Raw genomic sequence first — 13,556 nt, 5'->3', positions numbered from 1 at the left:
ACCTGCCCCACCGCACTTCGGAGCGCTGCCCCATGACCCGCCTCTTCCCGGTTGCGTTCGTTTCGTGCCTGCTGGCGGCCGGCCCGGCCGCGGCCCAGCAGGGCAAGCCGGTCAGCTTCATCACCGACGTGGCCCCGGTCCTCAAGGAGAACTGCCTCGCGTGCCACGACGCCAAGAAGAAGGCCGGCAAGTACGACATGACGACCTACGAGAAGATCATGGCCGGCGGCGCGAACGGCGAGCCGATCACCCCCGGCAAGCCGGACAAGAGCGAGTTCCACGACCTGATCGTCACCGCCGAGCAGCGGCGGATGCCGCCCCGCGACAAGGGCGAGGCCGTGCCCAAGGACAAGGCCGCGATCGTCGCCGAGTGGATCAAGCAGGGCGCGAAGCTCGACGCCGGGCTCGACCCGAAGGCCGACCTGGTGAAGGAACTCCGCGTCCGCTGGAAGCCGCCGGTGCCGCCCAAGGTGTACCCGTTCCCGACGATCGTCAACGCCGTCGCGTTCACCCCGGACGGCAAGTCGCTGGTCGTCGGCGGGCACCACGAGGTCACGGTGTGGGCCGTCGAGACGGGGAAGCTCGCGAAGCGGCTGTACACGCGGGCCGAGCGCGCCTACGGGCTCGCGTTCCTCCCGGACGGCAAGCTCGCGGTCGCCGGCGGCCGCCCCGGGCAGGAGGGCGACGTGCGGGTCTACGACCTTGGCGCGAAGGGCAAGACCGAGGACGGCGTCGAGGTGCTCGACGGGGTCAACGACAAGGCCGTGCTGGTGAAGCACCTGTTCGACGTCGAGGACTCGGTGCTGTGCCTCGCGGTCACGCCCGACGGGAAGACCCTCGCCGCCGGCGGGTGCGACCGGGCCGTGCGGGTGTTCGATCTCTCGGGTGGGCTCGCCGGTGCGAAGCTCGAACAGACGGTCGAGAACCACGCCGACTGGGTGCTCGGGTGCGCGCTCTCGGCCGACGGGAAGTACCTCGTGACCGCGGGCCGCGACAAGACGGCGAAGGTGTGGGACCTGAAGGCCAAGGAGTCGGTCGTCACGTTCCCCGAGCACCAGAACATCGTGTACGGTGTGGCGGTGAAGGCCGACGGCTCGGCCGGGTTCTCGGTCGGGGCCGACAAGCAGCTCCGCACCTGGAAGCCGGGCGGCGAGGGCAAGCAGGTGAAGAACGCCGGCGGGCACAACGACGACGTGTTCAAGGTCGTCGCCGGGCCGAAGGACGCGGTGTTCGCGACCAGCAGCGCCGACAAGACCGTGCGGCTCTGGGACGCGGACCTGAAGGCCGGTAAGACGCTCTCCGGCCTGACGGACTACGTGTACGCGGTCGCGTTCAGCCCGGACGGCACGCTGGTCGCCGGCGGGAGCTACGACGGCACGGTCGGCGTGTGGACCGTGGCCGACGGCAAGCCGATGCGGATCTGGAACGCGAGCCCCGGCATCGTCACGAAAGAAGAGCCGAAGAAGGACGAGCCGAAGAAGAAGTGACGCGGGAACTGGCGACCCGGAGCACCAGCGAGGGGGTGAGGCGCACCCCCTCGCGGGCGCGTATCGAAGTTGAGCGTTCGTGGTTTTCAGCCGCGGATGCGGCGACTGAGGGTAGCCAGGGGTGCGGCGAGCGCAGCGAGCAAACCCCTGGTCCGAGGCGTCCCGTGACATGCAGCCCTGGACGGGGCGACAGACACTACCCAGGCGCTTCACGCAACGCACCAGGGGTTTGTGCCGCAGAGCCGGCACCGCACCCCTGGCTACCCTCGGTCGCCGCGTCCGCGGCTACGAACCACAAACCAATCGCGCAACTTCAGAACTCGCGCTCCGGGTTCGCCCAGCTACTCTCGACCCCAACCCGCACCACCAGTTCCCCGCTTCAGGCTCTGGCGAGCGTTCGGCGAACAGATTATCATGTCGGGGTGTCGCGCACCCCTTCTCCGTCACGGTCGATGGACGCCCAACCGCCACCACCTGTGCCCACGCCTCCGGTCGCCGCGAGCCAACAGCGGTCGGCGCAGGTCGCGCTCGGCGTGTTCTTGGCGGTGACGCTCGGGCTCCTCGCGTTCCGCGGCTACGGCTCGTGGCTCGGCGCACGCCCCACGGACCCCGCCCCGGTCGCGCTCCTCGACCTGAACCGGGCCGACCGCGCCGAACTCGAGCAGGTGCCCGGCCTCGGCCCGGCGCTGGCGCGCGAGATCGCCGACGACCGGCAGAAGCGCGGCGCGTTCCGGTCCGTCGAGGAGTTGCGGCGGGTGAAGGGGGTCGGCCCGGCGACGCTGGAGAAGGTGCGGGCGTTCGTGCGCGTGGAGGCGGCCGCGTTCCCGCCGGACGTGGTGCCCGCGACCGGCGAGCCGCTCGTGCTGGAGCGCCGCCCGGCGCCGGTAGTGCCGGCCCCGTACCCGCGGGCGGCCGGTGCGGGCCGGAAGCTCCAGCCGGGCGACCCGCCGGTCAACGTGAACACCGCGACGGCCGAGCAGTTGATGCAACTCCCCGGCATCGGCCCGGTGACGGCCCAGAACATCGTCGCGGCGCGGGCCGAGAGGCCGTTCCGCTCGGCGGCCGACCTCGACCGCGTCAAGGGCATCGGCCCGAAGACGCTCGACAAGATCCGCCCGTTCGTCGCCGTGGAGTGAGCGTTAGTGTTGGTGGCAGGGGCCTCTGGCCTGTGTTGCCCTCACAGGCCAGAGGCCCCTGCCACCAGACCGATTCAGGGCGCGCCGACCTGCTTGATCTGCTGGTCGGTGCGGGCGGCGGCCTGCTTGCGGAAGAACTTCGCCACGCGGCGCACGGTGCCGTCCGAGTCGGTGTCCGAGACGCGGGCGATCCACACGGGCACCAGCAACTGCCGCTCGGTCGCCACCTCGATCGCCACCCGCGCCGCGCCGGCCCGCACCGCCGGTTCCGGGTCCCGGCTCAGCCGCTCCAGCCACGGGTCCGGGTCGGCCACGTCGTCGTCGTACCGCAGGTCGAGCAGCAGCTTCAGCCGCTCGAGCGGGTCCGGGTCGGTGAGGCGGCGGCCCAGGCCGATCTCGGTCTCGGTGCGGTCGCGGCCGACGAGCGCGTCGCGGCACACCTTGCGGACGCCGTCGTCCGGGTCGTGCAAATAGTGGAACAGTTCCTCGTCGCCGATCAGCGGCTCGCCCTCGGCCGCCGCGACCGCGAAGAGGGCCGCCCGCCGCACGTCGGCCTCCGGGGCGGCCAGGAGCGGGACCAGTTCGCCCCGCATCTGCACGTCGGGGTGCATCGCGAGCCGGGTCGTGAACACCCGGGTCGCGGGCTCGGGCATCACCAGCCCCGCGGCGACGACCGCCCGGCACTTCGCGACGTGCGCGCCGCCGGCCTTCTTGAGCAGAACCGGAACGAGTTCGAGTACCGCGTGCTGGCCGGCGGCGTCGAGAGCGGGGAAGGCGTCGAGGAGCTGGCCCCCGACGGTGACCGCCCGCGAGTCGCCGTCGGGCAGGCCGCCGAGGTAGCGGTCGAGTGCGGCGACCGCGGCCGCACGGGCCGGCGCGTCGGGCGAGCGCACGAGTTCGACCAGTTTCTTGAGGCCGGGTTCGCCCTGCGCGATCAGTCGGTCGGCGGCGGCGGCCCGCTCCTCCTCGCTGGTCGCGGTGCGGACCTGGCGGGCCGCCCACGTCGCCCTCAACTCGGCCGCGTTCAGGCCCGCCCAGGTTCCCAGGCCCGCCGCGGCGAGCCCCACTGCGGCCGCGAACCCCAGCACCAGTTTCCGCTTCCGAGTCACGAGCCGGCCCTCCTGGCGATCTGCGCGAGTCGCGGCAGGCTAACCCGGACCGCGTAGGCCGGGCAAGGGCAACCCGCCGTGGTAAGCGAAATTACTCATGCGGGCCGCGGTCGGGGTTCGATCCATGATGGCGGAGCCTGTTCTCCCGGGCGAGGTGACCCATGCAACCGGTGAACCGGGTGTTGAGCGCGTTCCTGGCCGGTGCCCTTGGTGTCGCGACCGCACAGGCCGCCCCGCCGGGTTCCCCCCCGGCACCGGCCGGGGCCGCGGCGAGCGGCCCGCCCCGGGCGCTCGAAGAGGTCGTGCGGCCGGAGTTCCGCGACGCGGTCATGAAGTGCGTCCGCAACCCGACCATCGCGACGAAGGCGAAGGGCGAGGACGTGGTCTGCACGGTCGCCCTGTACGAGTGGCTGTTCGAGCACCCGGACCGGGTGGCGCTGGCGTGGCAGCGGCTCAAGGTGCCGAGCATCACCATCACCGACCTCGGGAGCGGGAAGTTCGCCTGGGGCGACGAGTTCGGCAGCGAGGTCGTGTGGCAGACGGTCGGCACGTTCCCGGACGGCCGGGTGTGGTACGCGACCGGCAAGGTGAAGGCGAGCAAGCTCGCCCCGCCGATCCCCGTGCAGGGCGTGATCGTGGTGTCGCACCCGCGCAAGGTCGAGAAGGACGGCGTGGCCATGTTCGCGCCGACGGCCCAGGCGTACATGCACAGCGACAGCCGGGCCGCGAACCTCGCGCTGCGCGCCATCGGCCCGACCGCGCCGAAGATCGCCGAGGACGCCGCCGAGCAACTGCTCGACTTCTTCGGGGTCATCGCCAACTACGTCCAGAAGCACCCGCGACGGGCCGAGGAGCTGCTCGGCCCGCCGAAGTGACCCCGGTTCGCGCGAGGTTCATTCTCGTCAGAAACCGCCGCAGTCGTGTTGCACATCGTATAACCTTGTGTATCCTGATTCCCACGGGGGCATGTCCCCGTGGGAGGATGCACCATGCCGGTCGCCACACGACGCGCCTTTACGCTCATCGAACTGCTGGTCGTCATCGCGATCATCGCGGTGCTGATCGGGTTGCTCCTGCCCGCGGTCCAGAAGGTCCGCGAGGCGGCCGCCCGCCTGAAGTGCCAGAACAACCTGAAGCAGATCGGCCTGGCGATGCACAACTACCACGGCCGCATGGGGCACTTCCCGGACGGGTTCACCTCGGGTGCGCCGGTGCTCGACGCCGAGGGGACCGGGCCGGGGTGGGGTTGGGCGGCGCACCTGCTGCCGGACCTGGAACAGGGGAACCTCGCGGCGAAGATCAACTTCAATCTCGACATCGCGAACTCGGCCAACGCCGCGGCCCGCACCCAGTCGATCCCGCTGTTCCTGTGCCCGTCGGACGCGGCCGGGGTGCTGACGTTCACCGCCGCGGCCGAGGGCGGCCCGGGGATCTGCGACGTGGCGTTCGCGAACTACGTCGGCGTCGGCGGGACGTTCGAGGTCACCGCGTTCCCGGACAGCGGCAACGGGGTGCTGTACCGCAACAGCCGGATGAAGGTGGGGGGCATCACCGACGGGACGAGCAGCACGCTGATGGTGGGCGAGCGGTCGTTCAAGAAGTCGCCGCAGACGACGTGGGTGGGCGCGGTGACCGGCTCGGCGAACCCGCCGCTCGTCTCGGGGTACGACCACGAGGGGCCGCCGACGCTGTGCCTGACGAACACCGGCGAGGCGACCGAAGATCCCCCGCGGGTGCCGAACAACTCGCTCGGCCACGTCGAGGACACGACCAGCAACCACATCCAGGGGGTGAACTTCGTGTTCTGCGACGGGTCGGTGCGGCCGATCCGCAACACGATCAACGCGCAGGCGTGGGAGGCGCTCGGCACCCGGGCCGGAGGCGAAGTGGTGAGCGACGACTATTGAGCGAAAAGGCCCACCCGTCGCGACGGGTGGGCCCAGTTGGTCACGCCAGCTTCGAGCCGATGTTCACGAACGTGTGGATGTGCTCCAGGGCGCGGAAGCTCCAGACGAACCCCGGGCCCTCGAGCCGCCAGAAGCTCCACCCTTCCTTCTCGGTGTGCTCGTCCTTGTAGAACGCGAGCGACAGCTTCTCCATCCCGCCGTTGGCCTTCACGATCTCCATCACCTCGTCGCCGTCCTCCTTGCGGTACGGGGAGACGAGTTCCTTCATCGCCTTCTCGGTCAGTTCCTTCTGCTCCCTGGTCATGTCGGCGTAGGCCAGGCCGGCCGGCTTCGCGTCCTTAGCGGGCAGCTTCATCTTGCCGTGGTCGTCGGTCCACTTGCGGTTGTCGAGCAGCGTGGACTTCCGCTGCGCCTCGGTGAGCGACTCGAACACCGCGCCGACCGCCTTGGCCTGGTACGCGAACACGTTGGTGCTGGCGAACCCCTTGGGGCTGTGGCCGTAGTACAGCGGGCCGCCGAACGCGGTGGCCTCCTCGGAGTTCCCGTCGCACCGCACGGTGAGGTGGTGCGAGGCGAACACGAGCGAGAACTTCTTCCCCTCGGTCGGGTCGCCGTACAGCAGCGCGCCGGAGTTCTCGAACGCCCCGCTGTTGTCGAACTTCCCGTTGCGGCTGAGCCGCTTGTACCCCTCCTCGCCGTTGCAGATCGAGCGGAAGATGCGGTCGAGGAGCTCGGCCTGCTTCTTGTCGTACCCCAGGCCGATGACCGAGTCCTTGGTGACCGGCGCGTTGACCGTCACGAGCCGGGCCGGGAGCCCGCCGGCCTTCGCGGGCGCGTCCCAGGGCAGCACGAGCTTCTTCTTCTGGTCCGGGTCCATCGACTTGAACAGCTCGACCACGAGCCCCTCGGCCTGGGCCTGCTTCTCGGCACGGGCGGCGCGGGCCTTCTGGAGCGGGGACAGCGGGGACACCGGCGACAGCCCGCCGACGGCGAGCGCGGCCGCCGACGCGCCCAGGACGCGGATGAAGTCGCGGCGGGCGAGTTGCGGCGGCGAAGCGCAGTCGGGGCACGGGTTCTTGGCAGCCGTCATGGAAGGGCTCCGCGGGAGGGTGTGACCGGGCGAGGGAACGACTGCGCCCATTAGACCGCATCCGGGCGGGTGTGTCACGGGAGAACGAAATGAGAACGGGCGGCCGGGCGACCCGGGGCCCGGGTTTGTCACGTTCCCCGGCCCGTTCCCCCATTGACCCGTGCCGCCGCCCGTTGACAATAAGCGTGCCGCCTCCGGCGGTGCCCGCCTCCCTCTTTCCCACCCAGGACCCACCATGTTCCGCACGTTGCTCTGCGGCGCGCTGGCCGCCGGCCTCGTCGCCGCGGCCGCGCTCCCCGCCCGCACCCAGGACGCGAAGAAGACCGACGCACCCAAGAAGAAGGAGCGGATCGCGCTCAACGAGCCCACCGAGGTCGCCAGGGACAAGGACTACGCCGTGCAGGGCGAGTACGTCGCCGAACTGGCCAACAACCAGGACAAGAACAAGTACGGCGTGCAGGTGATCGCCCGCGGCCAGGGCGAGTTCGAGGTGAAGGTGCTCAAGGGCGGGCTCCCCGGCGACGGGTGGGACCGCAAGACCACGATGAAGGCGGCCGCCAAGCGGGGCGACGACGGCACCGTCGCCATCACCGGCAAGGACATCGAGGGCACCATCGCCGGCGACAAGTCCCGCATCCGCGTCGGCGGCGACGAGGGCGCGCTCGCCCGCGTCGAGCGGAAGTCGCCGACCCTCGGCAAGCAGCCGCCGGACGGGGCCGTGGTGCTGTTCGCCAAGGAGGGGGACGAGAAGAACTGGGAGGGCGGCAAGCTCGTGAAGCTGTCGGACGGCACGTTCCTCGGCGTGGGCGTGAAGAGCAAGGAGAAGTTCCAGGCGTTCACGGCGCACGTCGAGTTCCGCCTCCCGTGGATGCCGCACAGCTCCGGCCAGGGCCGGGGCAACAGCGGCGTGTACTTCCAGGACCGGTACGAGTGCCAGGTGCTCGACAGCTTCGGGCTGAGCGGCGAGAACAACGAGTGCGGCGGGATCTACACGCAGCACAAGCCGAGGGAGAACATGTGCCTGCCGCCGATGGTGTGGCAGACCTACGACATCGACTTCACCCCGGCCCAGTTCGACGCCGACGGCAAGAAGACCAAGAACGGCCGCTTGACGCTCGTCCACAACGGGGTGGTGGTCCAGGACAACGTGGAGTTCCCGAAGGAGTGCCCCGGCGGCCAGAAGGAGGCCCCGGCCCCCGGCCCGTTCCAGTTCCAGAACCACGGCGACCCAGTCGTGTACCGGAACGTCTGGGTCGTGCCCGTGAAGTGACCCGCAGCGTGCCCACGGCTACCGGGCCGTGGGCACGCTCTGATATGATGTGGTGCCCCCGCACCCGTGCCCGAGGTGGACATGGCCGTTGCCACGTTCGATACCCTCAAGTTCGCGAACACGCTCAAGGCCGCTGGCATCCCGCCCGAGCAGGCCGAGGCGCAGACGCGCGCGTTCGCCGAGATCGTTCAGACCAACTTCAAGGAACTCGCGACGCAGGAAGACATCGCGCGACTCGAGAGCAGCCTCGACCGCGCGGTGAAGCACCTCGAAAGCGAGATCGACCGCGTCGCGAAGGAACTCCGCGCCGAGATCGACCGCGCTGCGAAGGCCGCGAAGGCGGACCTCGATCAGGTCGCCAGGGACATGCGCCGCGAACTCGAGGCGGCAGCGGAGCGGCTCGAACGCAAGATCGCCGATACCAACACCCGCCTGGACGTGGCCGTCGAACGATTGGAGCACAAGATCGCCGACGAGAGCCTCAAGCTCAACGCTCGGATCGACACGTTCCAGGCCAAGCACGCCGGTGACATGGCGCTCATGAAGTGGATGCTCGGTGCCATCCTCACGCTTCTCGTCAGCGTCGCGATTCGATTGTTCTTCTTCCGAGCCGCGTGACTTCTCCTTTCCCCCGGTGCCCCGCATGACCCGCTGCCTCGCCGCCGCACTGCTGCTCGCGTGCGCCCCGCCGGCCGTCGCCGCCGAGAAGATGAACGTGCTGCTCATCGTCTCCGACGACCTCACCAACAACACCCTGGGCTGCTACGGGAGCCCCGTCGGCACCACCCCCAACATCGACAAGCTCGCGGCCCGGGGCGTGCGGTTCGACCGGGCGTACTGCCAGTTCCCGCTGTGCAACCCGAGCCGGGCGAGCTTCCTCACCGGGCTCCGGCCCGACACGCTCAAGGTGTACGAGAACGCCACGCAGTTCCGCCAGACCGTGCCCGACGCGCAGAGCCTCGGCCAGACGTTCCAGAGGGCCGGGTACGCCGTCACCCGCGTCGGCAAGCTGTACCACTACGGCGTGCCGGGCCAGATCGGCACCGACGGGCTCGACGACAAGCCGAGCTGGCAGTTCACCGTGAACCCCCGGGGCCGCGACAAGGACGACGAGGAGAAGGACCTGATCTTCTCGTTGAACCCGAACGCGAAGGGCTCGGGCCGGTACGGCGGCGTGCTGAGCTGGCTCGCGGCCGACGGCACCGACGCCGAGCAGACCGACGGGAAGATCGCCGCCGAGGTGGTGAAGCAACTCGCGGCGAACAAGGGCAAGCCGTTCTTCCTCGCGTGCGGGTTCTTCCGCCCGCACACCCCGTACGTCGCGCCGAAGAAGTACTTCGAGATGTACCCGCCCGAGAAATTCAAGCTCCCCGAGGTGCCCGAGGGCCACCGCGCGGCCGGCCCGGCCCCGGCGTTCGGCAGCGCCAAGCCCGAGCAGGAAAAGCTCACCGACGACCTGCGCCGCAAGGCGCTCCAGGCGTACCACGCCTCGACGACGTTCATGGACGCCCAGGTCGGCGTCGTGCTCGACGCGCTGGAGCAACAGAAGCTCGCCGACAAGACGATCGTGGTGTTCATGAGCGACCACGGGTACCACCTCGGCGAGCACGGGCTGTGGCAGAAGATGAGCCTGTTCGAGAACTCGGCCCGGGTGCCGCTCGTCGTCTACGACCCGCGGGCGAAGGGGAACGGCAGGGCGTGCCCGCGGACGGTCGAACTCGTGGACCTGCACGCGACGCTCGCGGACCTCGCCGGTGCGGAGGCCCCGAAGACCGACGGCGTGAGCCTGAAGCCGCTGCTCGCCGACCCGGCCGCGCAGTGGGACCGGCCCGCGGTCACGCAGGTGAGCCGCGGGACGCCGACCACGACCGGCGAGGTCGTCGGCAAAAACCCGTGGTTCCTGGGCACCTCGGTCCGCACCGAGCGGTACCGGTACACCGAGTGGGACGGCGGCAAGAAGGGGGTGCAGCTCTTCGACTACGAGAAGGACCCGGGCGAGCTGAATAACCTCGCCGAGGACCCCGCGCACGCCGACACGGTGAAGCAGCTGAAGGCGCTGCTGCCGAAGAGGTAGGGCGCGGCGGTGAGCGGCTCCGGTGCCGCGGGCCCTACGGGAGCTTTGCCGCCTGCAACCCGGCGAGGACGAGTTCGAGGAACTCGCGGGCGCGCTTCGCGTTCGCGTCCACGTCCTCGGGCTTGTCCGGGCGGGGCAGGAGCGGGACTGAGATGTTCTCGCACGCGAGGGGAATCGTCAGGCCGGTGAACGCGACCGGGGCCAGCAGCTTGTAGTGGTCGATCTCGCCGAACCCCGGCCCGCAGTCCTCGTCCCGCGGCCAGTTCCGGTGGTCCTTGATGCAGAAGCTGCGGACCTCGCCGGCGCACGCCCTGATGTCGGGGATCGGGTCCTTGTTCAGGTAGTCGAGGACGTTCCCGGCGTCGTAGTTGACCTTCACGTTCGGGTGGTCGACCTCGCGGGTGATCCCGGCGCACGCGACACCGGTCCCGGTGTCGCCGCCGTGCTGCTTCACCACCAGCGTGACGTTGTGGTCCTTGGCGACCGGCCCGAGCGCCTTGAGCCGCTCGACCCACACCTTGCGGTCGCCGCCCTTCGTGTGGCCGAACGTGAGGACCTGCGGCACCCCGGCGGCCCCGGCCTGCTTGACCCGGTGCGTGAGCACCTCCAGGCCGTCCTTCGCCTCGGGGTAGATGCCGCTGAACATCATCACGGTTTCGAGGCCCAGGTCCTTGCACCGGGCGGCGAGTTCCTTCGCCCGCTCCGGCGGGGCGTCGGCCGCGAGCACCGGGGTGCTCTTGCCCCCCTCCTCGGCGTGCGTCGTGCCCCACGCGACGTACTTGTACCCGGCCGCCTGGACCCCCTTGAGCGCCCGCACGAGCGGGAACCGCGCGTACGGCAGGGTCATGCACGCGACGAGGAACTTCGTCGGCTGCGGCGCGGCCTTCGGCTGTGCCCCGGCGGCGAGGGCGGCCCCGGCGGCCAGGAACGTGCGGCGGTCCATTGGGGGAACCCTCGTCAAGAGCCCGCGGGCCGCGGCCCGCGGGCCCGATGGACTCACTTCTTGCTCAGGTCGGTGAACTTGATGTCGGTCACCTCGACCTTCATCTTCGGGTACCCGCCGTGGATCTGGAGCGCGATCACCCCCTCGGCCGGGGCCGGGTTCTTCGCCTTGTTGTCCGGGAAGTCCTCGTCCACGGTCACCTCGCCGTTGAGGGTAATGGTGACGTGGTTCCCCTTCACGACGATCTTGTACTCGTTGGCCTCGGTCGGCTTCGCCGCGTCCTTCTTGGGCTTGAGCAGGTAGCCGCCGACGCCCTCGCCGTACAGCGCCCCGAAGTACCCCTTGCCCACGTCCACCTGCGGCCCGTGGACCACGAACTTCTTGTCGTCCTTGAGCACGCTGCGGATCTGGATGCCGCTGTTGCCGACCCCGTCGCGGAGCAGGATCTTGCAGCTCAGCTCGAAGTCCCCGTACTTCTTCTTGGTCGCGAAGAACGTGTTGTACTTCGGGTCCTCCGTCGTCTCGCCGACGATGGTCTTGGCCTTGGCGTCGATCTTGAACAACTCGCCCCGGCCCTGCCAGTTGTCGGGGTTGAGGAAGGCTTCGGTGTCGTCGGCGCGGGCGCTCAGGCCCAGCGACGCGACCAGCGCGGCGGCCAACAGCAGACGGGAGAGACGCATGGGGACTCCTGGGGGGAGTGTTTAGTGTTCAGTGTTTGGTGTTCAGTTCGGAGCGGCGTGCTCAACGGCTGCCGTGAGCAGGTGGCTCACCCGGGGACGCACTGCTAAACACTAAACACTAAACACTAAACACTAAACACGGTTGTAAGGGGTGGGCTCCCCGGCCGGTAACCCGGACCGGGACGCTACCATCGTTATGCCTGGGCTGTCCGAAAGCAACAGTCCCGCGTGCGCGGGACGCGGGAATGCCCCGCCCCTTATAACGAATCCGCCGGGGCCGCCGCCCCGCACCCCGCCGCCCCTCCCCGCTGCCAGGAGCCCGTTCTGTGTCGCTTGCCCCACCCGCACCGGGCCTGAAGCCCGTGACCCGCTGGCTCGTGCTGCTCGTCGCCGCCATCGGGTTCCTGTTCGACACCTACGAACTCCTGATGTTCCCCGTGATCGGGGCGCAGGCGCTCTCGGAACTGCTCAAGGTGCCCCCGACCGACGACCAGGTTCGGCTGTGGGCCGGCCGCATGCTCTGGATCGCGGCGCTCGCCGGCGGCGTGTTCGGCCTGCTCGGCGGGTTCCTCATCGACCGCCTGGGCCGCAAGACGGTCATGGTCGGCAGCATCCTCGTGTACTCGCTGTCGCCCGTCGCGGCCGCGTACAGCACCGAACTGTGGCAACTCGTGCTGTTCCGCAGCACGACGTTCATCGGCGTGTGCGTCGAGTTGATCGCCGCCGTGACTTGGCTGGCGGAACTGTTCCAGGACAAGCGGCAGCGGGAGATCGCCATCGGGTGGACGCTCGCGTGCGCCTCGCTCGGCGGCATCCTCGTGACCGAGGTGTTCAACGAGATCGTCGGGTACGTCCGTGAGCACCCGGAGGGCGTCTCGTGGCTGCCGCTGCCGACCGTCGCCGCGTGGCGGTACACGCTGCTCACCGGGCTCGTGCCCGGCGCCCTCATCCTGCTGCTGATGCCGTTCGTCCCCGAGAGCCGCGTGTGGAAGGCCAAGAAGGACGCCGGCACCCTGAAGCGGCCCCGGCTCGGCGAGTTGTTCTCGCCGGAACTGCGCCGCACCACGGTCGTGACCACGCTGCTCTCGGCGTGCGGGTACGCGGCCGCGTTCGGGGCGCTGCAACTCACCCCGCTCCAGATGGCCCCGGGGCTGCCGTCGCTCGACCCGGTCAAGAAGGAGTACGGCCCGGCGGTGAGGGCCGCGGAGAAGAAGCTCGAGGCCGCGGCGACGCCCGAGGAGAAGCAGGCCGCCGGGAAGGAACTCGCCGCGGCCCGCAAGCCCATTTCCAACGCCGTCGAGGAGAAGCGCGGGAACCTCCAGCGGTGGCAAGAACTCGGCGGCCTCACGGGCCGGATCCTGTTCGCCATCCTGCTCCTGTACGTCGCCAGCCGCGTGCTGATCCGCATCTTCCTGCTGCCCGGCGTGGTGCTGTTCCCGGTCGCGTACCTCGTGCTCTACCAGGGCGACTACACCGTGTTCGCCATCGCGATCTTCTTCTGCGGCCTGCTGACCGTGGCGCAGTTCAGCTACGTCAGCGAGTACCTGCCGAAGGTGTTCCCGGTCCACCTGCGGGGCACGGGGAGCGGGTTCGCGACGAACGTCGGCGGCCGCATGCTCGGCACGATGGCCGCGACGCTGAACACCGAGATCCTGGCCCCGATGTTCACGAACGTCGAGGGCAACCCGGCCCGGGTCGCGCAGGCCGCGGCGATCATCGGCGGGGCGGTGTACGCCGTGGCGCTGGTGCTGTCGTTCCTGCTCCCGCCGGCCCTCGCCGAGGAGAACGAAGCGCCGAAGGCGTGACGCACGCGGCCGGCGGTGCGGCCGACACCGCGCCGCCGGCCGTTCCGCTCCGGCC

12 protein-coding genes are annotated in these 13,556 nt (G+C 70.0%); 8 read left to right on the top strand and 4 right to left on the bottom strand.

Annotation, left to right across the window (positions count from 1 at the left end):
- Positions 1-32 precede the first annotated feature (32 nt).
- The gene (locus tag ACTIGN_RS14005) at positions 33-1,487 is read left to right on the top strand and encodes a c-type cytochrome domain-containing protein (RefSeq protein WP_439624803.1); all 1,455 of its coding nucleotides are present in this window, start codon (positions 33-35) and stop codon (positions 1,485-1,487) included.
- 452 nt (positions 1,488-1,939) lie between these two features.
- Positions 1,940-2,623, top strand: a complete 684-nt coding sequence (locus tag ACTIGN_RS14000) for a ComEA family DNA-binding protein (protein WP_439624801.1) — start codon at positions 1,940-1,942, stop codon at positions 2,621-2,623.
- 74 nt (positions 2,624-2,697) lie between these two features.
- On the opposite strand, the gene ACTIGN_RS13995 is transcribed toward ACTIGN_RS14000, so the two are convergent.
- Positions 2,698-3,732 (bottom strand): hypothetical protein, encoded by a 1,035-nt coding sequence (locus tag ACTIGN_RS13995; protein WP_439624799.1) that lies wholly within the window; start codon positions 3,730-3,732, stop codon positions 2,698-2,700.
- 161 nt (positions 3,733-3,893) lie between these two features.
- Here ACTIGN_RS13995 and ACTIGN_RS13990 point away from each other — a divergent pair, with 161 nt between their 5' ends.
- Together ACTIGN_RS13990 and ACTIGN_RS13985 are read left to right on the top strand one after the other, a co-directional pair.
- The gene (locus tag ACTIGN_RS13990) at positions 3,894-4,607 is read left to right on the top strand and encodes a hypothetical protein (protein ID WP_439624797.1); all 714 of its coding nucleotides are present in this window, start codon (positions 3,894-3,896) and stop codon (positions 4,605-4,607) included.
- 114 nt (positions 4,608-4,721) lie between these two features.
- The gene (locus ACTIGN_RS13985; RefSeq protein ID WP_439624795.1) at positions 4,722-5,639 is read left to right on the top strand and encodes a DUF1559 family PulG-like putative transporter; all 918 of its coding nucleotides are present in this window, start codon (positions 4,722-4,724) and stop codon (positions 5,637-5,639) included.
- Between the two features lie 40 nt (positions 5,640-5,679).
- On the opposite strand, the gene ACTIGN_RS13980 is transcribed toward ACTIGN_RS13985, so the two are convergent.
- A complete protein-coding gene (locus ACTIGN_RS13980; protein ID WP_439624793.1) occupies positions 5,680-6,729 on the bottom strand; it encodes a DUF3500 domain-containing protein in 1,050 nt (349 codons plus the stop codon).
- Positions 6,730-6,964: 235 nt separating this feature from the next.
- On the opposite strand from ACTIGN_RS13980, the gene ACTIGN_RS13975 reads away from it, so the two are divergent.
- From ACTIGN_RS13975 to ACTIGN_RS13965, 3 genes are all read left to right on the top strand, one after another.
- The gene (locus tag ACTIGN_RS13975; RefSeq protein WP_439624791.1) at positions 6,965-7,999 is read left to right on the top strand and encodes a 3-keto-disaccharide hydrolase; all 1,035 of its coding nucleotides are present in this window, start codon (positions 6,965-6,967) and stop codon (positions 7,997-7,999) included.
- Between the two features lie 81 nt (positions 8,000-8,080).
- Positions 8,081-8,617, top strand: coding sequence for a coiled-coil domain-containing protein (locus ACTIGN_RS13970; protein ID WP_439624789.1), 537 nt, complete (start codon positions 8,081-8,083; stop codon positions 8,615-8,617).
- Between the two features lie 25 nt (positions 8,618-8,642).
- Entirely contained in the window at positions 8,643-10,073 is a 1,431-nt protein-coding gene (locus tag ACTIGN_RS13965; protein WP_439624787.1) for a sulfatase, read from the top strand.
- 34 nt (positions 10,074-10,107) lie between these two features.
- Here ACTIGN_RS13965 and ACTIGN_RS13960 read toward each other — a convergent pair whose 3' ends face one another.
- Complete coding sequence (locus tag ACTIGN_RS13960) at positions 10,108-11,016, bottom strand: sugar phosphate isomerase/epimerase family protein (RefSeq protein WP_439624785.1); 909 nt, start codon at positions 11,014-11,016, stop codon at positions 10,108-10,110.
- Between the two features lie 53 nt (positions 11,017-11,069).
- The gene (locus ACTIGN_RS13955) at positions 11,070-11,696 is read right to left on the bottom strand and encodes a 3-keto-disaccharide hydrolase (protein WP_439624783.1); all 627 of its coding nucleotides are present in this window, start codon (positions 11,694-11,696) and stop codon (positions 11,070-11,072) included.
- Between the two features lie 326 nt (positions 11,697-12,022).
- On the opposite strand from ACTIGN_RS13955, the gene ACTIGN_RS13950 reads away from it, so the two are divergent.
- The gene (locus ACTIGN_RS13950; protein WP_439624781.1) at positions 12,023-13,501 is read left to right on the top strand and encodes an MFS transporter; all 1,479 of its coding nucleotides are present in this window, start codon (positions 12,023-12,025) and stop codon (positions 13,499-13,501) included.
- The last annotated feature ends 55 nt before the right edge of the window (positions 13,502-13,556 follow it).

The organism is Gemmata sp. (assembly GCF_051859125.1).
Classification (GTDB): Bacteria; Planctomycetota; Planctomycetia; order Gemmatales; family Gemmataceae; genus Gemmata.
This window is presented reverse-complemented; position numbering and strand designations above follow the sequence as displayed.

What these genes read in the sequence shown, in the direction of transcription:
- ACTIGN_RS14005 (WP_439624803.1), top strand. Translation starts at nt 33, where the DNA reads ATGACCCGCCTCTTCCCGGTTGCGTTCGTTTCGTGCCTGCTGGCGGCC.
- ACTIGN_RS14000 (WP_439624801.1), top strand. Translation starts at nt 1,940, where the DNA reads ATGGACGCCCAACCGCCACCACCTGTGCCCACGCCTCCGGTCGCCGCG.
- ACTIGN_RS13990 (WP_439624797.1), top strand. Translation starts at nt 3,894, where the DNA reads ATGCAACCGGTGAACCGGGTGTTGAGCGCGTTCCTGGCCGGTGCCCTT.
- ACTIGN_RS13985 (WP_439624795.1), top strand. Translation starts at nt 4,722, where the DNA reads ATGCCGGTCGCCACACGACGCGCCTTTACGCTCATCGAACTGCTGGTC.
- ACTIGN_RS13980 (WP_439624793.1), bottom strand. Translation starts at nt 6,729, where the DNA reads ATGACGGCTGCCAAGAACCCGTGCCCCGACTGCGCTTCGCCGCCGCAA.
- ACTIGN_RS13975 (WP_439624791.1), top strand. Translation starts at nt 6,965, where the DNA reads ATGTTCCGCACGTTGCTCTGCGGCGCGCTGGCCGCCGGCCTCGTCGCC.
- ACTIGN_RS13970 (WP_439624789.1), top strand. Translation starts at nt 8,081, where the DNA reads ATGGCCGTTGCCACGTTCGATACCCTCAAGTTCGCGAACACGCTCAAG.
- ACTIGN_RS13965 (WP_439624787.1), top strand. Translation starts at nt 8,643, where the DNA reads ATGACCCGCTGCCTCGCCGCCGCACTGCTGCTCGCGTGCGCCCCGCCG.
- ACTIGN_RS13960 (WP_439624785.1), bottom strand. Translation starts at nt 11,016, where the DNA reads ATGGACCGCCGCACGTTCCTGGCCGCCGGGGCCGCCCTCGCCGCCGGG.
- ACTIGN_RS13955 (WP_439624783.1), bottom strand. Translation starts at nt 11,696, where the DNA reads ATGCGTCTCTCCCGTCTGCTGTTGGCCGCCGCGCTGGTCGCGTCGCTG.